General features: G+C 49.2%; 20 protein-coding genes and 2 pseudogenes. 9 read left to right on the top strand and 13 right to left on the bottom strand.

Annotated elements, in window-relative coordinates; genetic code table 11:
- Positions 1 to 13: 13 nt before the first annotated feature.
- Together NF347_RS10310 and NF347_RS10315 are read right to left on the bottom strand one after the other, a co-directional pair.
- Positions 14 to 847, bottom strand: coding sequence for a glycosyltransferase (locus tag NF347_RS10310; protein ID WP_107681409.1), 834 nt, complete (start codon positions 845 to 847; stop codon positions 14 to 16).
- Positions 848 to 1,009: 162 nt separating this feature from the next.
- Complete coding sequence (locus tag NF347_RS10315) at positions 1,010 to 1,177, bottom strand: DUF362 domain-containing protein (RefSeq protein ID WP_107035868.1); 168 nt, start codon at positions 1,175 to 1,177, stop codon at positions 1,010 to 1,012.
- A gap of 633 nt (positions 1,178 to 1,810) precedes the next feature.
- Between NF347_RS10315 and NF347_RS10320 the strand changes: the two genes are divergently transcribed.
- Positions 1,811 to 2,065, top strand: a complete 255-nt coding sequence (locus tag NF347_RS10320; RefSeq protein WP_107681407.1) for a hypothetical protein — start codon at positions 1,811 to 1,813, stop codon at positions 2,063 to 2,065.
- Positions 2,066 to 2,067: 2 nt separating this feature from the next.
- On the top strand, positions 2,068 to 2,811 hold the full coding sequence (locus tag NF347_RS10325) for a hypothetical protein (protein WP_107681406.1): 744 nt from the start codon (positions 2,068 to 2,070) through the stop codon (positions 2,809 to 2,811).
- Positions 2,812 to 3,110: 299 nt separating this feature from the next.
- Here NF347_RS10325 and NF347_RS10330 read toward each other — a convergent pair whose 3' ends face one another.
- Entirely contained in the window at positions 3,111 to 5,147 is a 2,037-nt protein-coding gene (locus NF347_RS10330) for a TonB-dependent receptor plug domain-containing protein (RefSeq protein ID WP_306254202.1), read from the bottom strand.
- Positions 5,148 to 5,299: 152 nt separating this feature from the next.
- Between NF347_RS10330 and NF347_RS10335 the strand changes: the two genes are divergently transcribed.
- The 6 genes from NF347_RS10335 to NF347_RS10360 are packed head-to-tail and all read left to right on the top strand — an operon-like array spanning position 5,300 to position 9,420.
- Complete coding sequence (locus NF347_RS10335; protein ID WP_107681912.1) at positions 5,300 to 6,718, top strand: sensor histidine kinase; 1,419 nt, start codon at positions 5,300 to 5,302, stop codon at positions 6,716 to 6,718.
- The gene (locus NF347_RS10340) at positions 6,708 to 7,388 is read left to right on the top strand and encodes a response regulator transcription factor (protein ID WP_306254205.1); all 681 of its coding nucleotides are present in this window, start codon (positions 6,708 to 6,710) and stop codon (positions 7,386 to 7,388) included. Before NF347_RS10335 ends, NF347_RS10340 begins: the two co-directional genes overlap by 11 nt.
- An 8-nt stretch (positions 7,389 to 7,396) precedes the next feature.
- Positions 7,397 to 7,825, top strand: a complete 429-nt coding sequence (locus NF347_RS10345; RefSeq protein ID WP_123541925.1) for a hypothetical protein — start codon at positions 7,397 to 7,399, stop codon at positions 7,823 to 7,825.
- A complete protein-coding gene (locus NF347_RS10350; protein ID WP_107037119.1) occupies positions 7,822 to 8,193 on the top strand; it encodes an ISAon1 family transposase N-terminal region protein in 372 nt (123 codons plus the stop codon). The genes NF347_RS10345 and NF347_RS10350 overlap by 4 nt, the downstream gene beginning before the upstream one ends.
- Positions 8,168 to 9,133 carry an ISAon1 family transposase gene (locus tag NF347_RS10355; protein ID WP_289744932.1) on the top strand — a complete coding sequence of 322 codons (966 nt, stop codon included), beginning with the start codon at positions 8,168 to 8,170 and terminating at the stop codon, positions 9,131 to 9,133. The genes NF347_RS10350 and NF347_RS10355 overlap by 26 nt, the downstream gene beginning before the upstream one ends.
- Positions 9,134 to 9,183: 50 nt before the next feature.
- The gene (locus tag NF347_RS10360) at positions 9,184 to 9,420 is read left to right on the top strand and encodes a hypothetical protein (RefSeq protein ID WP_306254208.1); all 237 of its coding nucleotides are present in this window, start codon (positions 9,184 to 9,186) and stop codon (positions 9,418 to 9,420) included.
- Positions 9,421 to 9,872: 452 nt separating this feature from the next.
- On the opposite strand, the gene NF347_RS10365 is transcribed toward NF347_RS10360, so the two are convergent.
- Positions 9,873 to 10,943, bottom strand: a complete 1,071-nt coding sequence (locus NF347_RS10365; protein ID WP_055301324.1) for an IS110 family RNA-guided transposase — start codon at positions 10,941 to 10,943, stop codon at positions 9,873 to 9,875.
- Positions 10,944 to 11,499: 556 nt separating this feature from the next.
- Complete coding sequence (locus NF347_RS10370; RefSeq protein WP_107036787.1) at positions 11,500 to 12,711, bottom strand: ATP-binding protein; 1,212 nt, start codon at positions 12,709 to 12,711, stop codon at positions 11,500 to 11,502.
- 773 nt (positions 12,712 to 13,484) lie between these two features.
- Between NF347_RS10370 and NF347_RS10375 the strand changes: the two genes are divergently transcribed.
- The gene (locus tag NF347_RS10375; protein WP_107681638.1) at positions 13,485 to 13,697 is read left to right on the top strand and encodes a hypothetical protein; all 213 of its coding nucleotides are present in this window, start codon (positions 13,485 to 13,487) and stop codon (positions 13,695 to 13,697) included.
- A 217-nt stretch (positions 13,698 to 13,914) separates the two neighbouring features.
- Here NF347_RS10375 and NF347_RS10380 read toward each other — a convergent pair whose 3' ends face one another.
- The 8 genes and pseudogenes from NF347_RS10380 to NF347_RS10415 form a co-directional block, all read right to left on the bottom strand.
- Positions 13,915 to 14,463 carry a helix-turn-helix domain-containing protein gene (locus tag NF347_RS10380; protein ID WP_306254214.1) on the bottom strand — a complete coding sequence of 183 codons (549 nt, stop codon included), beginning with the start codon at positions 14,461 to 14,463 and terminating at the stop codon, positions 13,915 to 13,917.
- Between the two features lie 165 nt (positions 14,464 to 14,628).
- The gene (locus NF347_RS10385) at positions 14,629 to 14,880 is read right to left on the bottom strand and encodes a hypothetical protein (protein WP_107037106.1); all 252 of its coding nucleotides are present in this window, start codon (positions 14,878 to 14,880) and stop codon (positions 14,629 to 14,631) included.
- 161 nt (positions 14,881 to 15,041) lie between these two features.
- Positions 15,042 to 15,868, bottom strand: a pseudogene (locus tag NF347_RS10390) (DNA adenine methylase).
- A gap of 33 nt (positions 15,869 to 15,901) precedes the next feature.
- Positions 15,902 to 16,539, bottom strand: a pseudogene (locus NF347_RS10395) (thymidylate synthase).
- Between the two features lie 196 nt (positions 16,540 to 16,735).
- Positions 16,736 to 17,155: a hypothetical protein gene (locus NF347_RS10400; protein ID WP_290095055.1), complete on the bottom strand. Its 420-nt coding sequence runs from the start codon at positions 17,153 to 17,155 to the stop codon at positions 16,736 to 16,738.
- A 187-nt stretch (positions 17,156 to 17,342) separates the two neighbouring features.
- Positions 17,343 to 18,083: an IS21-like element helper ATPase IstB gene (gene istB / locus NF347_RS10405; protein WP_289685785.1), complete on the bottom strand. Its 741-nt coding sequence runs from the start codon at positions 18,081 to 18,083 to the stop codon at positions 17,343 to 17,345.
- A gap of 27 nt (positions 18,084 to 18,110) precedes the next feature.
- Entirely contained in the window at positions 18,111 to 19,655 is a 1,545-nt protein-coding gene (gene istA, locus NF347_RS10410; RefSeq protein WP_237613085.1) for an IS21 family transposase, read from the bottom strand.
- Positions 19,656 to 19,837: 182 nt separating this feature from the next.
- The gene (locus tag NF347_RS10415) at positions 19,838 to 21,022 is read right to left on the bottom strand and encodes a SpvB/TcaC N-terminal domain-containing protein (protein ID WP_107036980.1); all 1,185 of its coding nucleotides are present in this window, start codon (positions 21,020 to 21,022) and stop codon (positions 19,838 to 19,840) included.
- Between the last annotated feature and the right edge of the window lie 35 nt (positions 21,023 to 21,057).

Raw genomic sequence — 21,057 nt, forward strand, 5'->3', positions numbered from 1 at the left:
CTGCCCTTCCCTGTCAGCGCCTGACGGATATGGAGTCAAGCAGCCGACTGTTGGCCTGACGCCTTGCGCGGTCGGTCACCCACCCCCATTTGTTGAAATATCTGATCATGTTTACGGCATGGACTGCAAGCATACGCAGTGACCGCGCCGATGCTGCGGCGTGATCATGAACCACCGTCGCTGCCGGACAATAGACCGTGGGGCGAAGCACGTGGATGCGGCGGGTCAGATCTATATCTTCGGGATACATGAAGAACCGCTCGTCGAAGAGCCCCGCCTCACGCAGAGCATCGCAGGCCGCGAGCATAAAGCTGCCCTGCAGATAGGGCACGTCGAGCGCCGTCGCATGATCCCAGCCGGCAAGCAGATAGCGCTGACGCCGGCCTTGCCACAAGAATGAGGGGACAAAGCGGCGAAGTATCAGATCAAAGGGCGACGGCAGCATACGGCAGGTGTACTGAAGCCGTCCGTCGGGATAGACGATCCGTGGCGCGACCATGCCGCACCGAGGCGTGCGGCGCATCTCATCGAGCAATCGCTCCACCACTCCCGGCTCCCATCTGACATCAGGGTTGAGCAGCAGATGATGTGTAGCCCCCGACGCCATCGAGCGACGGATAGCCACATTATGAGCGGCTCCATATCCGCGGTTGGGCACCCTGATATAGCTGACTCCCTCAAAGCCGCACGCCACGTCGCGCAAACGGTCGTCGGGCGAATTGTCGACGACACTGACCGATGTCACCCCGTCGGCACGCAACGATCCGAGCACAGCCTGCAGCTGCCATGCAGGAGTGCGGTGCACGACCACAGAGGCCGTAAGAATTACCCCGGACGGATCGATCATAAGCAATCCTCAAAAATCAAGCGACAAACTCCTATCAACTGTCAAGGCCATCAGGACCGGTGGCGCGCCGCAGAGCGGTGACGGCAAAAAAATCTCCGGACAGAGGTTTTGACACCTTGCTGTCCGGAGTTATCTTTCCGTTTTGATCGCGTTGACGGCTAATTAGCCCGGAATGATAGCCTCGTTGGGGCAAACCTCAGCGCATGAGCCGCACTCGATGCAGGTGTCGGGATCGATGTGGTAGATATCGCCCTCGGAGATAGCCTCCACGGGGCAAACGGGCAGGCAGGTGCCGCATGCCACGCATTTGTCGGTGATTACGTAAGCCATAGTTGTAATTGGTTAATAGGTTAATTATGGTTTCTTATAGATGATTCTCGACTGCAAAAGTAGGCCTTTTCGCGAAATCTGCAAAGAGTTTAGCGAAAAATTCCTCATGAGGCTTCACGGCGACCGCACACTGCGGCCGCAGGTTTGAGCGGTTGGGACTCCCGACAATCAAAGAAGACATGCCACACAGCCCGTAATTGGATTGAACCGGAGTCGCGATCATGTCCGCACTCAATGCCCAAGGAAGCATATTCACGAGCCTATAAGTCAGTTTCATTGATCATACAACGCTTCCGCCATTAAACAGGCGTGTCATTTCAGAATGCCGGATGACGCACCGGACTGTTGACCGACTTCATTGCCTCGTTGGACTTTCCTGCCATAGTTGATCGTATAAGTGACAGAAATATTCAAGCGGGGATGAAAATACGTTCCGTAATTAATGCGATGTTAGGAGTAGTAATCGCTGCTCATCATGAGTGATGCCCCAACCCAGCCCTTATTGAATATATTCGCAGCAGTAAACCTGACATTCCAATTGTCATTGGACCATCCGCCCTCAATGCTATGGAAGTTTCTGCTGCGGTAGATGGTGTTGGAATCACTCCATAATTGCCGTTCGGGAGTGGCGTAGTGAACAACCTCTTTGATTTCAATCGCAGACATGGGCAACAACAGTCTGATTACACTACGACGCGCCCCAAAGTAACAGTCGAATATACACCGACGCAGAAGTCCTCACTTGTGGAAGATGTGATTGAAGCCACCGTCGGAGCAATCGGAAATCTGTTCACTCTCGGCCCCGGCTTCGACCCGGAGGAACAGGCGTTTCAAAACGCCATCAAGAAAGAAGAAGCCAAACGTAAACGCAAATCAAGAAAAATCTGAATATGTCGAAACTCTATGATGACGTCAAAAAACAAGGTGAGCAGATTGACGACCTGCAAAAGACAGTAACCAACCACACAACTCGCATCGAGACCCTCGAAACCAATGCGAAGGCAACGCCACCGCCACAAGCAGTCAATCAAGGGCCGATAACGGTGAAATTGCCCGACAACATAGCGACCAATGAAAGCGTCGGCAAACTGCTTGATGAAAAGCTGCCGGAAACCTCGACCGACGACACTCTCAAAAAAGTCATGGAGCAACTTCCGAGCAGCCTGTCGAAAGGCGTTGCGGATCTGCTGTCGGACAATCTCGGGATCAAGGTCAAGGACGCTCTTCATGAGGGTTGCCGCAGGGAGTTTGCCGATGAGCGTGAAAAGCTCTATAACGTGGTGAACGACCTCCGCTACAAGGCCCAGTCCATAATATGGGGACAATGGTGGCGCGCAACCCCGCATTGGGTCTATGCCATCTTCGCAGTCCTTCTTCTCGCCGCCGGAGGCTTCGGCTACGCTTTCTTCTATCTGTTCAACGAAAACTCAAAGCTAAAAGATGTGGAATGGCTCTACCGATACGAAAGGCTCTGGTGGGAAGACAAGCAGCAGGAAGATTTACTGCAACGAGAAAAAATCTTTGCTGTCGGCACACAACATGAGCAGGATTCAATTAAGAACCGTACCCGCCAGCTCGAAAAATCCCGACACATAGAAGAAACCTTTCTATATTTCAATCCGACGGAGAAATAGCATTACTCTAATCGTAAGGCAGGCAACCCCAACATCTCTGCCGAGGTTGCCTGTCTTTGTCTATTGTATGATTAAGCTTATATTGAAGAGATATTATTTGAACTTGTATTGAAATAGCGTATCCGCACACGCAGCATCTGATCGTTGCAGCCCTTTAATTTGGGCATCAGACATTCCTGTTTGACGATATGGTTCATATCCTCGTGTTGTAACAATAACTTTTTTCTCTAAGCTACAAGAGCAAAAAGCCATCAATGTTATTAGTAGTAATAAAATTCGCATAAATCATTAGTTTAACGCTATTTTCCTGTGCCAAAACGCGATGTGTCAATGTTTGTTTCTTTGGGTTTGAAGCCGTTGAACCGCCAGATGAATGTCAGTTTGAGATTGTGAGACATGTCGCGCACTTTCATCCGGTAATCCTGACCGGCATGGTTGATAGTCATGGTTGGCGACCATTTATTGAAAATGTCATCGGCTTTCAAATCTAGTTCACAGCATCGATTCTTTCCGAACTGCCATTTTACGCCGGCATCGACTTTCCATATACTCGATAAGTCGGCTATACCCTGCAATGATGGCGAGATGTAGCTGAAATCAACGGTCAGTGATACCGGGCAGTTCTGACTGAACTTAAAAGAATTGCTAAATTCACCATAGAATATCCACTTGCTGTTGTCAAAGCCAATATCATGAAAATGGTCGGCTTTCTCCCGCTGATTGAAAACATTGGCTGTGGCCGTGGCATTCCAGATATATCCTACACCAAAAGGCGCATAAAGATTAAGCCCGACAACGCGCTTATAGTTCATGTTGATGGTCTGATAGATGAGATTCATGGCATCCGGCGATTGGTAGGGAAGCTGCACCGTGGTCTTGTCGCCATATTGGAAATAGAAGGTCGCTACATATTTTTGCCTGAGGATATAGTTGAACTGGGCATCATATTGAATATAGGGTTGCAACTGGAGATTACCGACAATTGTCGAGTAGTTGTTAATGTGGCTCGTGCCGCCATGTAGTTCCCAATATGAGGGATATATGCGTTGGGTGTTGAAGTTCAGTTGAAATATGCTTTTTGGTGTTTTGTAGTAAGTCGCCCCAAACTGAGGAATGAAATTCCAGTTGTGCTGATATTTATTGTGATAATTCTCACCCTTTGCCGAAAGATTGAACGACAGTCCCCAGTCGAAAGACCGTTCTGTGCCGGCGTAAAAACTCGCCACATCTTCGTTGAGAATATCATCGAAATCAGGATTGTCGGACATTGCGTAGTGTTGTGAACTGTGATCTTTTGAGTGTTGATATTCCGCGCCATAGTTCAGTTGCCACTGTCCAAGCTGATGCTGTTGGTCGACATACACATGCCAGCGGTCTATCGCCTGACGATTTTCAGAGCCAAGCAGATAATCGGCATCCTTAAATAATGACTGTGAGCGGTTCTCGGAATAGTGGGTATAATCGCCACCGACTGTCATACCAAATGGCGCTGCATAACGCAAGGCTATGTTATGATAGCCGACAGGGGACAGCATATTGTAGGCATTTGTATAGTTTCCGAGAGTGCCAGAAGAAAGGCTCCAACTCTTTGAATCGGAGATTATCTGACCGTTGTAAGTGAGTTTAAGCGTTTTCCATGAAGCGGAAGCAAATATGGTATTGTTCCAGTTCTGACCGATTCTGCGCATATCATCCTCAATCATAGTCCGTTTACCATCATAAAGATGATTCGACCATGTTTCCTCGCGGCTCCACGATTTACTACGTGTCAGTCCATAGTTTAGGTCGAAAGTCCAGTCTTTTATAGCGTATGTGGCTGCAAGTACACCGCCATACGAACCATAGTGGGCTTGATTATATCCGGCTCTGACCTGTCCCTGCAAGCCGTCGAGAGGCGTCGGAGTTTTCAGAACCACATTGATTACGGCACCATTAACATGATACTTAGCCGGGGCGGAATACATAATCTCCACGTTTTTCAGCCTGTCAACCGGAGTGTTGTAGAGAAGTTGATAAAGATTCTGGAGCGGCATATTGGTAAGCTCGCCATTGAGAATAATAGTGACATTTGAAGCTCCCGTGAGCCATATCATACCGTTGTTGTTTGTGACGCCGGGCATATAACCGAGAGCCTCAAGGATATTGGTCACAGGCTTGTCCTTGACTATTCCGGGGAGGTCGACTACCATAATTCCGTCCTTACCTTTGACTTGTGGTTTCTCTCCCTTTACAACAACCTCATCGAGCTGTCTGGTAGAAATTGTATCAGTTGCTTCCGTCTGAGCCACAGCCGATATGAACGTAATGAATGAAGCGAATAATATACCTTTCCTCATAGCTGTTTCGTTTTTGTTTGATGCAAAATTACAGGCATATGGTCTTTGGCAGATAATTCTCAACCTTATTTAGTCTTAAATGCTCCCTTATTTAGTCTTAAATTGAAGTGTTACTAAACAATTGTGTGACGGATTATTAGTAACTTCGCATTATGAAACGCTTTAAGACTATCTCGACTACGTTTATTGTTGTCATTGCAGTTATTTTCAGCTGCAATGTCTATTATCTCGTAAGCCTGTATAATTCTATAAGAAGTAATGTCGAACGCGATGTAATGACTGCTTTGGCCGATGCAGATATTGACGACCTAATGTTTCGGGCAGGGAGGGCGCAGGCATTGGCATCAAATGTACAAATGCAGGAAGAAGTTGAAGAGAAACAGGCTCCAAGAAAAGCGGAGGCAACAACATATAGAGATGAAAACGGTCAACTCATATCAGTCCGGACTGAAGCTGACGGAACTGTTATTGAAGAGCGCGCGATGTTATCTGAAAACGCGTCCTATTCCAATCAGATGGTTGATGCTATGAGCCGGCAATTTCACGCTATAATGGATAGATACATCCCTTACGATATGGAGGTTATGGATAGCGTCTTATATAATCAACTTTCCAATAGGTTCATATATCCGGATTTCCTATGTGTGGAAGTTGTTAACAGTAACGATTCCGTGATTTGCGGCAATCCCAAATTCAACGGAGAATCAGGATTGGATTCATTCAGCTTCAATATCAATCCTGACGAGGGAATATATTACAAGGCATATATGACACCACTGACCCGCCATATACTTTCGCAGATGTTTGGAATCATTATTACGGTATTTCTTCTGATGGTTGCATTCTCTCTGGCGTTTTGGTATCTCTTCCGCACAGTCTCACGGTTGCGCACCATAGAGGAGATGAAAGATGATTTTGTCAGCAATATGACCCATGAGTTGAAAACGCCTATTGCCATAGCATATTCCGCCAATGATGCTCTGCTCAATTACGACACATCCAATGACCCCGACAAAAAGACAAAGTATCTGACGATTGCAAACAAACAACTGAAAAGACTTGGCGAACTTGTTGAAAATATCCTTGCAATGAGTATGGAACGCCGAAAGGCTATGAAACTCAGACCGGAAGATATACCGCTGCGTGAGTTTGTAGAAGAAATCGCCGCCGCCCAGCGTATGAGAGGCGATAAGGATATAACCATCAATGTGAACGTGGCTGACAATATCGTCGTAGAAGCTGATAAGACGCATTTGGCAAATGTGCTGAACAACCTGATTGACAATGCAATCAAATACTCCGACGAGAGTGTTGAGATAACAATAACCGGCGACAACCATGACCTTTCGGTTAGAGATAACGGCATCGGCATTCCGTCAAAATCCATTCCCTATCTGTTCAATAAGTTCTACCGTGTGCCGCATGGCAACCGTCAGGATGTCCGCGGGTATGGCATAGGACTATATTATGTAAAGTGTATTCTCGACAAAATGGGCTGGGACATAAAGGTTAATAGTGTGGAAGGAAAAGGCTCGATATTCACCATTAAATTCAGCAAAGATGAGCAATAAGATACTGTTTGTAGAAGATGAGGAAGACTTGACGCTGATTGTCGCTGACACTCTGCGCGGGCAAGGCTATGAAGTTGTCACTGCTGTTGATGGCGTAGTCGGACTTGAGAAATTCAAGACCGAAGCTGCCGATATAGTCGTGGCTGATGTCATGATGCCCAAAATGGATGGGTTCACTATGGCGAAGGAGATAAGGAAATTGTCGCCGACAGTACCATTGCTTTTCCTCACCGCAAAAAGCACAATAGATGATGTTGAGCAAGGTTTTGAAATCGGAGCCAACGACTATCTTAAAAAGCCCTTTGAACTCCGCGAACTGATAGTGCGGATTAAGGCACTATTAAGACGATATGGTGACAATCGCACCGAGGATATCCGGTTTGCAATTGGAACATACATATTTAACGTAACGACCCAGACATTGTCATTTGGCGACAAAGAAACAGAATTATCTCACTTTGAAGCCAAGATACTTGAACGTCTGGCCACAAATATCGGGAAGACTGTCGATGCCTCAGAACTGATGATTGCCGTGTGGCAGCGCGATGAACAAAGTAACCGCAACTCCCTGCATGGCTACATCCACAAACTCCGCCGAGCCCTCCGTCACGATCCATCAATTTCTATCATCAATCAACGTGGGTTCGGCTATATGCTCACCATTAAATGAACCGGACTATGAAAGCTTACATCCTTACATTTGTTATCTGCCTGGCGGCACCGCTGGCGGGTTTCGCACAGCGGGAAGTGCCGGACACAATCAGTCTGCGCTGCGACTCATTGGCTAAATCCATCAATATCGGCGGTTTAGTCAAAAGCGACAATCTGACCTCATACATCGGTCCGACATTTCAATATACCCCTGAGAACACCCCGCTCGTCGATAATAGTGCTTCAGCTCCTTTAAAACTGAATATCCCCGATTTTACCTTTGCTCCGGGACAAGCTTCAATCTTCCGGTGGACAAATGGGGAATTCATAGCCTCGGGCGGTACTACGGTATACCCGGGACTGATGCAGATTGACAGTGGTGCTCTCCGTGTATTTCGGCTCAAGCCGAAAGTGCGGTGCATGAATTTTGGGAAAAGTGTTAAATTTGCGTCATGAAAACCAGTGATGCATTTTGGCAGTTTTTACCCGAAGGCTTAAACGAGCTGTTTGAGATGGTCAGGTTTGAAAAGACAGACCAATCCTACGACATATGGCTTGACGAGAAGAAGAAATTGTCTGATGAGGATTTTCGTAATCCCCATATCGTAGCGAGAGGCTACACGGACTATGTTACCGTACAGGACTATCCCTTGCGGGGTCGTCCTGTGTATCTGCATATGCGCAAGAACAAGTGGTGGGACAAGAAAACAAACGAGATATTCTCCTACAACCTTGAACTTCCCAACGAAGAAGGGACACGACTCAGTGCCGAGTTCGTGGCTTTTTTAAAAGACGAAGGTGGAGACGACAGCCCTGTCGATTAAGCACATAGCGCGGATGTACTGCGTAAGCGGCAAGTATTTTGCTGACTTATACCGCAATAAGCTGAGCGGCTACGCCCAGTGGTGCGAGAGCGAACTCGGTTGCGGATTCTACTTCAACGCCGCCAACATCGGCCCGTACATGAGCCTTGACGAGACCTGTCTGAGCAACGGGGAGGTATGGACTTTCCTCACCAACAAGGACGGTCATGGCGGCCCCGGAACGCTGGCGGCGGCCATTCCCGGCACCAGGAGCGATGAGATAATATCGATTCTTATCGGCGCGATGGGAAAATCAGTCAGACGCCGGGTGAAAGAAGTGACGTGCGATCTGTCGCCGTCAATGATGCTCATTGCCGCCGAGGTTTTCTACAACGCACACGTTGTCAACGACCGTTTCCACGTACAGCAGGTCTACAACGAGGCTGTCGATGAAATCCGTGTCGACATCCGCCGTCAGCTCATAGCAGAGGACAATTCCCGCGACAAGTCCGAGCCGCCGATGACGTACTCCAACGGCGAGACCATGCGTCAGATACTTGCCCGCAGCAAGCACACACTGATGATGTCGCAGAACAAATGGACTGACATACAGCGACATCGAGCCAACATTCTATTCAAGCACTATCCGATACTCAAAGCTGCGTATCAGCTCGCGATGGAGCTACGCCGCATATTTAATCTGAAAATCTCACCGACCAAGGCATTAGGGAAGATGAACAAATGGTATGAGAAAGTAATGGCATTGGACAACAATAACTTCCGTTCCGTGATCAAGACATTCAAGAACCATGCCCCGACAATAATCAACTACTTTCGCAGGAGGGCCACCAACGCCTCGGCCGAGGCATTCAACTCAAAGGTCAAGATCTTCCGATCGCAGATGCGTGGAGTAAGAGACCGAGACTTCTTCATCTTCCGATTGGTCAAACTCTACGCCTAAAATTTAACACTTCTAATTGCCCAATTTAACATATGCACCGTGCTTTCGGCTTGAGCCTATTTAATCTGGATTTAGATTATTTCTTTGATAAAGAGGGAATGCTGCTATATACTGATGAATACATTAAAGCATTTGCTCATAATCTATACAATGCTTTAGAAAACATTGCAGTTTTAACGATTGCAATGAGTCTTGAATGCTGTGGAGGATGGGATAAGTCTGTTAATATTCTAAGATTATTTTCAGAGATATTCGGATTTGATGAAGTTCTACAACTTTTCGATTAATTCCTATTGATTATAATATTCGATAGTGTTTTTGGTTTGATTCGGGCTTTATATATGCCCGACTAAACCTATATATAGGGTTGGACAAAAGAAAAAGTATTCTCCCTCTATGTTGTATTCCAAAATTCTCGTTGAGATTTAGAAAAGATTAACGTTAAAAATCAATTGCTTATGTTTCTGTGCCGATTGTGTAGGCACAAAAGAGTCATGATCGAGGCCTCTGCCCCAATCAAATAACCGGCAATCGGTTAGAGCCCGAAATGCCTTGTAGTAAAAAAAGTCCTATCAGGCAAACTTCTATCAGTCACGCCCCATCGGGCTGACAGTTTACTTATTCAGCATAATAGGAAAGACGCCACAACCTTTCTTTTAGATGCAGCCAAGGCTCATCAAGGAGGCGAGAGTAGCCGTCTTACTGTATTTGCCTATAAGACTTTTGTGTGTCGCATTATCTAACGGCATTCATATCTGCGGTTTGATTTCAGTACGGAAAATATTATGTTGGAGAGCTTGCGGGCTATCCGGATTATGGCTTCCTGCGACTTCATTCCGCGGGTGCACAATGCGCCGAACTTTGCGGAGAGTTCCGCGTCGTGCCGTATGGCTATCCATGAGGCCTCGACTATTTTTGGACCGAGGAATTTGTTTCCCCGGAAAGTCTTCTCACCGACGTATTCCTTGTCGCCGCTTGATGACATCATCGGCACGAGTCCGAGGAACGATGCGAACTGGCGCTGGTTACTGAAGCGACCGATGTCATCAATCTCGGTAAGCAGGCTCATGGCAATTGTCGAACCAATGCCGGGAACCGACATCAGGATGCCGTATTTCTCGGCATACCTGTCGCTGCGCGCCAGCGAGCGCAATCTGCGGTTCACATCAAGGAGGCGTTCCCTGTAATGGAGTACCTCGGCAATGAGCAGGTCAAGCGAGACCCGGGTGTCGGAGAGCAACCGCACGTCATTCTGCAACCACGTTATGAAACTTCTTGTCCAGTGGCGGTTGCTTCGGAAATATTCTTCGGGGTACTCCACGCCGTTGTTGTACAGCAGATGCTTGATTCTGGATTTTATGCCGCCGGAAAGCTTCACAATAGTGGCGCGGTGGCGTACCAGCGCACGGTCGTCGAGGCTGTCCTTCGAGTGAATGTACACACTGCCGAGCTCGCCGCGCATAAGGGCTTTGGCCAGCTTTTTTGAATCCACCGGGTCTGACTTCGAGACCTTTTCCTTCTGGGTGGTCGGAACGTCAGCCGCATGTACCACGGTGCATTTTATACCAAGCTCAGTCAGGGCATAATAGGTCGAGAAGCCCGAAAACCCCGTCTCGTAGGCTGCATGGTAGCTACCGTTAGGATAATGCTTGTTCAAATGTTCAAAGAGCTCTTTGGCCGAAGCCTTTTGAGTATGAGTGCGCATAAACCCAGAGGGGGTGAGCACCGTGACACTCCATGTTCTCAGATGGACGTCAATACCAATAGAGATATTTTGTCCGCTGAAATCTTTTTTGTTACTTTGTACCATAGACGTATCGGTTTTGCTGTTAATGTATTTTGCTTTTACAAATTTACATGCAATTGCCCTTACGTCTATCTTTTCTCCTCACTCCTCTCGGGGGAAAGCCTTAGCGGCAAGGGGGCAGACAGCCCCCGTTGAGCGCCCCGTCAGCTAATCTGATGCAAACATAGTGACTTTATTATTTTCTTTTCCTCAGCTATGGGTTGAACACAGAATTTGAACACAGGAGCATGAACACAGAGGGCTGCCATTGGCGGTTGAAACGAGTTGGCGCGGAGTTGTGTTCAGATTTGTGTTCAAGGCAAAAGAAAAAGCAGCTACGATTTGTTTCGCAACTGCTTGATTTTCAAGAAGTGGTCCCACTTGTACTTTGAACTTCAAGGTAACTTATTGTAGGGCAGTTTATTCTCTATGTTAAAGTTCGGAATTGGCTCAGATGAGGCACCTCTGTACTTCATCATTTTGCAACGCCGTTCTTATCTTCGTTTTTGCAAAGTTAATCATTAATTGCCATAGTGCCAAATTAGTCATCTTAAAAGTTCATAAAATGAACTGCCATTAGTTATAAGTTATCCGACATCAGGAACTGCCGTAAGGTCAGATGTTTTATGCCTTCGTAGTTCTGAGAACGTGACATCGGATTCATGGATATGACATACTTGGGATAGTTGTCATGTATCTTCAGCAGATTTCCAAACTCCCGCTCCATTGTCTTGTCGTCAGCGATAAGATACGCCACCTGTATATAGACCGATGTGCCGCCTTTTTCGGCAACGAAATCAATCTCACCGTTGGGAAGTGTTCCGACACTGATCTTGTATCCGAGATTTTTAAGATGTAGATAGACAGCGTTTTCTATTACTTTCTCTATGTCGCCGGTACGGTTAGGGCCGGCAAGCATATTGCGCAGCCCCAAGTCCTCAAAGTAGTATTTGTCGTTGGTCTCCAACAGACGCTTTCCATGTATGTCATATCTCGGCACTTTATTGATGATGTAAGCGTTTGAGGCAGCTTTCAGATAATTTATCGCCGACAACGGGGTCAATTCCACTCGCTGAGATTTGAGATATTTCGACAATGATGTAGCCGATACAAGTTGCCCCGCGTTGTCGCTGACGTATGACATCAGGTTTTCAAACAGTGTCACATTGCGCAACCCTTCCCTCTGCACCACATCTTTCAAAACAATGGTATTGTAGATGTTCTGTATATATTCCCATACCATATCCTCGTTTTCAAGTCCGAGACGGTACAAGTGAGGAAGACCGCCGAATCCGAGATATTTCTGAAGACTGTCATCAGAATCATCAAGCCCGTGAAAGGTCAGGAACTCTCGGTATGAAAGACTCAGGATATGAATCTCAATATATCGACCGCCGAGGTATGTGGAAAGCTCCGACGAAAGCATCTTGGCGTTACTTCCGGTCACGACAATCTGGCATTCCTCGTCGGCATTAAGGCTACGGAGTACATTCTCAAAACCGTCAATGTCCTGCACCTCGTCAATGAGCAAATAATTCTCCGCATCGTTTTTCAATTTGCCGTCAAGATAACGCGAAAGGTCATCTGCATTTCTTATATCGGCATACTTTGTTTTTTCCTTATTGATATAGACGATATTGGCATCCGGATTGTCGGCTTCAATCTCGCTGACGAGTTGACGGATTATATAACTCTTGCCAACGCGACGTTGCCCGGTAAGAGCAATTATCATCCCCTTGCCGATAAATCTCTGAATATGCTCAATATACTGTTGCCTTGCTATTATCTTCATGACTGCAAAGTTAGTGAATTTTGTTAATCATACCAAACAAAATAGAGAAATATCGCAATTCTATTTGTTATACATCATGAAACTGACGAAACCTGCGAGAGGCGCAACGGCTCGACATTGTCGGTCTCAAGCGAGGCAGTGCCGATGGAGTCAATGCCGTCAGCGGCGTTTGACGAGTCTGCACTACCGCTGACCGCATTGCCAGAATTAAAGAGTCGGCTAAACACCGAGTGTCTGATAGCCTGAGCATGTTGCTTCGCTGTACATGCCAAGTCTATTTGCCACTCCGTGTTCTTACGCCGCCTCCATCATTCGTTATTTGAGTCGTTGCGCCACTCTCCGTTAGCAGCAGTCCACGGGCCGAGACAGTGATGTGCCTCCTTCCTTCGTCGGGGGCATATCACAGACTCGTCTTTCCGGGACTGGACAATTCTATTTACAGACATTTCAATATTACGAAAATTTCAGAGCGATTATGTAGCCGTATGTTTTCACCGTTCCGGAGTCGTGGCTCCTGTTATTGTCTAATCAACAGCGATTTTAACTTGCTTGCCAATAGTTAACGTGTGGTGCCGGGGATATTCTTTTTCCTTTTGACTGAAAAATCTCCAGACACAAAATGGTATTTGCCTCCGTAAGCTCCGGCGAATACTTCATTTTGCACTCGTATTTTTCCGTCAAAGGGCGAACATCCCCTTTGTTCACCACACGCCTTTGAGGTGTCAAGCAAGCGAAAACCGATGGTGATATACAAATAAAAAAAAGTCGCAACGATGAAAACAAACAGCCACATAAAAGGTCAAAGCGAAGCTCAAAGCCTCAGGTTCAACCAAATAAAAAAGGTTGCAAAGGTGGTGGCTATCATCATCGGAGTAATAATCGGAACTCTGGTGTGGGCGATGGTCAAACCTGTAATCCGAGGTGCGGGCTGGGTAATATCCATTATAACCGCAATAATGATAATCTTTTGGTTATTCACCCTTTAATATAACACTGATATGGCTACTATGAAATCCAACAACTACAATCGGAAAAACGAAATGTCGTGTCGAGGAAAAACGAAACGTAGTCGATTAAGCCGGTTGAAAAAGTGTTAAAATCAAAACGAAACGTAGTGAAGTTTTAACACACAACGCGAAAATCAACACAAAAAAAGAAGCATCACCAACGAGGTAATGCTTCTTTTTTTTTGTGTTGATCCAACTAATAACCGCCGATCGCGAAAGTCGTATCAAGAGTAACTGCGAGGCGCACGAGGCCGTCAAACGTGGGATTATCTCGACCTCCCTCGATGCGGCTCAATCTCGAATATGGAATCCCGGTCAACGCGTCGAGATCTTTAAGTGTCAAACCTTTTGCAAGCCTGGCGGCTTTAATGTTCTCGCCAAGCTTTTTGCGTGCGACAATCTTAAGCTGCACGGGGGCGTCGTTAAGCAGACGAGGTAGTCCGTTGACGATAAACCCCGGAGTATCGGTATCATTAACGCGCCACTCGGTAGCTTGGATGTATGCGCCGAGATCATTGTTTAGTGCCAAAACATCAAACGACTGCCAATCGCGCGGAGTAAACATCCACTCCTCATTGTCAGGGATGACAAATGGCACAATTGTCAATTGTGATCCCGGATCAGAATAAAGCCAAGCAACAACCGTTGTAACCCCCGGTTCGGGATGCTCCTCAAGCGCAATATGAGCCGAAAAGAAGCTTTCGTCGAAGGACGTCACTCGATTAAGTAATTCTTCGTCAGTCATTATTTATCGAATAATTAGTATTGTTTAACTATATCGGGACTTTGCGTCGCTTTCGGCGCGACCATTCTCGTAATCCATCCATCTGTAACACTCAATCGCGGGTTATATTGCCTCGCAATCTCTTCGCCGCGATTGAGTTTTCTGAGTTGATGGATGTAGGATTGATTATCTCACAGCCTCGTGCTTGACAGTTGAGAGTGCGCGGGGACCGGTATAACCCTCTACGATAGTGCGGCCGCCGTGTGCGTTGAGGGCAGAGATCAGCTCGCTTTCGTCGGCGATGGCAAATTTCATGGTTACGTCGCGTTTGCCCTCCCATGTGGTTTTGTACTCGAGTGTGAGATACTTGATATTTTTTGCCACGATGGTCCACTCTGTCGAATTACTCTCGCGGTCGTTGTAGATTACGTTTGCCATTTTATTTGTTCCGAGTTTAGACTGCTGGATCCGCAGTGTTTGGTGTTGTTTTTTGATTACGATGCAAAGTTACAAAACCTTTTGAATTTATCATATATAGTAAATTATTTTTTTTGAAAAAAATCTTGGCTGTTAAGGCGTCCTCGTAGATGCGCAGCACATCACACTGCATTATAGAGCATTATATCGGAGTAGCGGGCGCTGTAATTAACGGTGGCCGCAACATCGCTCCGGATAGCCTCGGCAAAAATATTGCCTACCCCTGCATTGCGTCCGAGCCACTCGCAGAGCTCCACGATTGACGATTTGGAGCTTGTAAAATAGATGTAGCGCTGACCGGCGAGCGACGCGATCACGTCGAGGTAGTCACTCAACCCCCACGACATGTTATATGTGCTTACATCCGTGGAGAGATATGGCGGATCGGCCAAAAACACGACATCCGGACGGTTGCGATACCGTGCCACAAGCTCGCGGTAGTCGCAACTCGTGATGGTCAAGCCGTCGAGGTAGCCCGCTGCGTCGTATGGCGACGCGACTATATTATTATATAAGGTCTGCTTTGACAGCTCCTCGTACGATGTCGCCCGCTTGCCTGGGAAACATAGATTTGCCGCTAATGTGATATAATCGACATAGCCGGCCGCATCCTCTGCGGCAATCCTCTCCAGGATGTGCTCCCGCTGCGGGGAGGCGATCCGTTGTGACTTGGATTTACCCCCCCCCTTATGCTGCGTAAGTCGCTGATTAGCGCATTAGTGCGCGGTATATTGTCGAGGCGTGTGCGATAGTCGTCGAAGTCGTTGTAGACCACCATGGCGTCGGGACGCTCCCGCTTGGCGATATGCGAGAGCAATCCGGATCCGCCAAAGAGGTCTACAAAGATCCGGGCGTCGCGGATTTGACCCAGTACGCGGCAAAACTCGCCGACATAACGGCGCTTTTGACCTTGGAAAGGGAGCGGCGCCGACTTGTATATCTTAGTCATTATAATAGTATTTGAGCACTGTTTGAGTGGTTGTTAAACATTGAGTGTGTACTTGACGCCCTCCTCACCATCGAGCATCCTGCGCGTAGCCTCGATATTGGTGTCGTAGATGTGTACATTGCCAAGGTTGAGCGTGATCGAGCGCAGGGGCAGCTCTATCTGTCGCGACATGAGATAGAGGTGGTAGAGATCGGATGGTAATCCGAGACTTGCGTCGGAGCTACGTTGATACGCCGAGATAACAAGCTCTCCCTCCTCGATCTGATACTGGATCAGACTCAAACAGGGCGCCTGATTTGTCGGCGCCTCAGTCGCGCCCAAAAACAACACGTAATTTTTTGAGCTGCGACGCTCCCGGTTGATACGATCGATCAATACGGGCAGCTTGGCCATATAGGTCGGATAACTGTTGATCAACGTCTGTCCGCAATAATCCCACCAGTCGATCCCGGCGGCCCTATAGCGCTCGATGTCGCACTCTCCGGCCATATATAATGACAACTCCGCCTTGAGTTTTTTGCGGGCGATGCCGTGTGTCTCAAAAATCTCGAGCAGATCGCCCGGCGTGAGCGACAGCTGCTCATTGATGAGGTATGTTATACCTCCCTTTTGTTTTGCTGATGGCGGCCTTGGTTTAGGATCCTGATCAGCAGTTGGTGATATTTGTTAATCCTCGTCATTTTATTGTAGGTTTGGGTTATTTTATGTACTTTTGTGTATCTGACCACATACATATGCGACACACCGCAGTCAAAGGCATATAGCCCTCGGCCGTGCGGCGTGTCGCATATATGTTAGTATGTGGGCAGATGCTACTAACAGGCCGGGGGTTTATTTTTTTGCCCCCCCCGGGAGGGCTATTGTGGATTACTCCCCGGTAATGCCGAGCAGATCCTGCAGGTAGACTATGTGTCCGGCTGTCCAGTCGGGAGCACAGTCAGGCAGCGCCAGGAACTCGTCCATAGTCATCGGCTTGGCGACGGTCAGCGTCACCTCTGCGTCGAGATTGGGCTGGATGGCGGTACGCACAGCCTCGTTATACTCATCGACGAGCAGCTTATACTGCGCCTCCTCGTCGGGGGTGCGCGATCCCTTGCCGGCAAGATCGTCAAAACCCTCCGGTTTGAGCTTGTCGCGTGCCTCCTTTAGCGCCTCGTCAAACGGTTTGCGAGCCTGCGAGATGGCGCAGATTGTACGGGTGAGCGCGGCGCGCTGGGCGATCGTCAGTTTGCCGAGGGGTAGGCTGTTGAGCTGATCGCTAACATTCAGCAGTTCATACATTTTCATGCCTCTACCCCTCCTTCCTCGCAATCCGCGATAAATGGATATTCTCAACAAATTGACCCCCTATGGATTATTTAAATTGACCCCCATTGATAACCTGTGATTTTTGGACAGTTTTTACAGGGGTTGACAATAGGGTCTGGGGGATTCTGATGGCGTGTTGATAATTAAGATTTATTTACAAAAATAATCATTTGATTTTATTCTGCAACTTGCGGATGGACTCTCCGAAGAGCTCTATCCTTATCGAGTGGTGCACGATCCTGTCGAGGATCGCATCGGCGATCGTCTTCTCTCCGATCACGTCATGCCAGTCGCATACGGGAACCTGGGAGGTGATGATGGTGGCCCGTCGTCCGTGCCGGTCCTCGATTATGTCCATCAGTGAGGATCGCGCGGCGGCATCGAAGGGATGTATGCCGAAGTCATCAAGGATGAGAAGGTCGGTACGCTCGATCCTTTTCAGTTCGGTAAGAATCGTGCCTTTTGCCTTTGCGGCCTTCAGCTGGCCCATCAGGCGTGCTGTGCTGGCGTATAGCACGCGCATCCCTTTCTGGCATGCCCGGTAGCCCAGAGCGGTTGCTATGTAGCTTTTGCCGGTGCCGGCACTGCCGGTGATGAAGATGTCGCGTGGCTCGGTGACGAAGGTCATCTCGGAGAGCCGCATCAGCAGGTTCCGGTCAAGGCCGCGCTCAAGGGAGTAGTCTATCTCCTCGATTGAGGCGCGGTAACGGAACGAGGCCTGTTTCTGCAGGCGCTGTATAAGCCGGTTGGTGCGGTCGTCCCATTCATTTTCCACGAGCCACGCCACGAACTGGTCTGTTGTCATGCCTTCGCTTTTGAACGATTCCATTGATGTGCGGAAGGCCGCGTGCATGCCCAGCAGCCGCATCTGCGACATCCGGGCGAGTGTCTGTTGGTTCATTTCCATTGTTGTATGTATTGTTGGATTGATATGTTACCTGAAGTATTCCTTCCCGCGTATGTTTGCATGCCGGGGCATCTGGGCGCTCTCCTCGCACTCTTGACCGGGAAGGGTGTCGTCATCGAGGCAGTCATGACGGCTGCGCAGTATCGAGTCGACGGCGCTGTAGTTGTAGAGTCCGGAGGATGCGGCCCTGCGGCAGGCCCTGACCAGGCGGTCGTTGCCGACCCTGGATGCGAACGACAGTATGCCCTTGCAGGATTTGTAGGCCTGTTCGGGATGGGTCTTTGACTCTATGACATGCCGCAGGAAGTCCTCTACGTCGGCATGTATGCGTGCCCCCTGCCTCAGGAAGCCCTCGACGCTCCATCCGCTCAGGTCCCGGTGGGCCGAGGCAAGGTGATTCGGCTCCGTGGTATACCCGTACGGGCGCCATCCTCTGGGATGTACGGCCACGCGGTCTCCGCCGCAGTATATCTCAACCGTACGTGAGTCATACAGTATGTTGACCTTGCGGCCGATAAGACGGTGGGGCACGCTGTAGTAGTGGCGGTCAAGGCGTACGTGCCCGTTGCGCTGTACCGTGGCGGTATGCCGTTCCTTCAGCTCGAACCTTATGGGATTTAACGGGCGCAGGTACATGCGCTCCAGATCCTCGAACTGCTCGCGGCGGCTGTAAGGGCGTCCGCTCATGCGGGCGTTGTTGTGAAGCTCCAGCGCCGTACGGATAGCGGCGTTCAGCGACACAAGATCATGATGAGTGCGCTGTCGCACCAACGGGTAGATGCTGCGGTAGATGAGCTTGACGGCGCCCTCCACCAGGGCCTTGTCGCGCGGCTTGCGCACGCGTGCCGGTATGACTGCGCAACCGTGATGCTCGGCGAAGGCCGCGTAATCCTCATTGAGCTCCGCCTCGTAACGGCTTGCCTTCTTTACGGCAGCCTTGAGATTGTCTGGCACGATGGCCGCCGGTGCCCCGCCATAAAAATGAAGCGCATTCTCACAGCACCGTATGAAGTCCTCCTTGCGCTGGCTCATCACGGCCTCAACATATGTAAGCTGTGAGCAAGGCAGTATGGCCACGAACACCTCCACGGCGATGATCCCGCCGCTGTCACGGTCGACCAGCTCCAGACGGTCGCCTGCGTAATCGACATACATCTTGTCGCCGGCCTTGTGTTCCAGATGCGCTATAGGGTGCATCTGCGCCACATACAGACGCATCAGACGGCTGAACGTCGACCGGGAATAGCCTCCCGGGTGACTCCCGATATAGTCGTCATACAGCTTCTGCCGCGTCATACCTCTCTTTTTCAGACGTCTGACATAATCAGGCATAAGTCCCATAAGCTCCTGATGGCGGCTTGACACGGGTTCCGAACCGACCGCTCTCACTCCGAAAATCTCATTCAGATCCGGATCCTCCAGTTTCAGAAGATCCTCGATGCCACGGTTCAGCTCCATAAACCGCCGGAGGTATTTACGCACCGTGTTGCGCGCTATGCCCGTCAGGTTGCTGATACTCTTGGCTCCGTTGCCGTTGGCGTGGCATCGGAGCACCTGTCTTAATTTGTTCATGCTCAGTTTTCGATTTGCCATCAGTCGTATGTTTAATATTATTTAACATACAATATAGCTCAAAAACTCCTTTTGCCAACTCCCGTAAAGTCTTTTTCCGGGGGGTAATTTGCTTGACCGGACGGGGGTCAATTTAAATGATTTTCCGGGGGGCAATTTATCTGGTCAACCGGGGGGCAAATTCACTGAGTTTTTCCACCCTTGCGGATTATGCGGGAGAAATCGCCGCCCTGACGGGTATAGAACTGACGGTCTGACTTACGGGCAATCCTGTCACCACGGTGGGCGACGCTCATCGCACCGTTGTCATCCATTGTCGAAAGCATCGAGCCGGAGAGCGAATATGTCTCGGTCTCATCGGTCAGGTCGTAGCGCGGAACACCCCAGCGGGTATCAAGCGTTATCGAGGGGACAGAAAGGTCCCAGCCCTGTCCGAGCCAGCCGTTGCCGCCGTCACTGTTGTAACTGATAGCCAGTGAGGGTGCCATGCCGTTGCGGGCAGGAGGCATCTCGAAGGCGTATTGCAGGTTGGCGGAACCACGGTTGTTAGCCGTAGGAGGTGTGATGATATTGAGTTTCGCCGTCGGGTCCGCAGCCTTGATGTCGTTCATCATAGTGGGAGCGAAACCCTCTGTCTCAGGAGATTCGGGTGCCTGAATGACACCGTTGATCATGTCGGTGAAGTGGGTAGTCCTTGACTCCACATAGGCCAGCTCCTTATTGACAGCTATGCGGTCGAGTGCCACCCAGTGCTCCTGTTCGGTATCATAGTAGAACGTGCGTATGTCGTCTTCCGTGTAACCGCTCGGAATCCTTGTGCGGTCGTAGCCGAGCCTTACGGTCGCGCCTTTTTCAGAGAAGTGGGTGCCGTGAGGCAGGAACCGGTATCCCTCGCCCTGTGCCGTGACATTCGTCATGGCAAAATCAAGTTCGGGCATGTCATCCTCGCCAAGCACCGACACTGACAGTTCAGTGTCGCGCAGCAGCGTACCACCTGAGAAGGAGATGGCACCGCCGGCCACCGCGAGACTGTCCGCCTGTCCCTTGCGGAACGACCCTTTTACCGACTCGCCGTCAGGTATGCGGGAATATTTGTCCGCATCGTGTTTCGTGGTAGGAGCCTTTGCCGACTGTGCGGCCGGTACGCCCGTATCGCTTACTTTTTCCTGCTGTTGCGGAGAGGAATTGCCGCTTTCGCCGACCGTTGTCCCCGGAGACGAGGCGGGGCTGTCAGCCTCTATGTTTATGCCGCTGCTTCCCGGCGAATTGTTCGCCCCGGCGGAATGTCCCGAAAGGAACCATGCGCCCGACAAACCCACCGCAGAGAGTATAGCTGTGGCAACGGCTATGCTGTATATCCGTTTCATAATCGGTTTATTATGTTGTTACTGTGTTGTTTCCG

The organism is Paramuribaculum intestinale, from assembly GCF_030759015.1.
In the GTDB taxonomy this organism is placed as follows: Bacteria; Bacteroidota; Bacteroidia; order Bacteroidales; family Muribaculaceae; genus Paramuribaculum; species Paramuribaculum intestinale.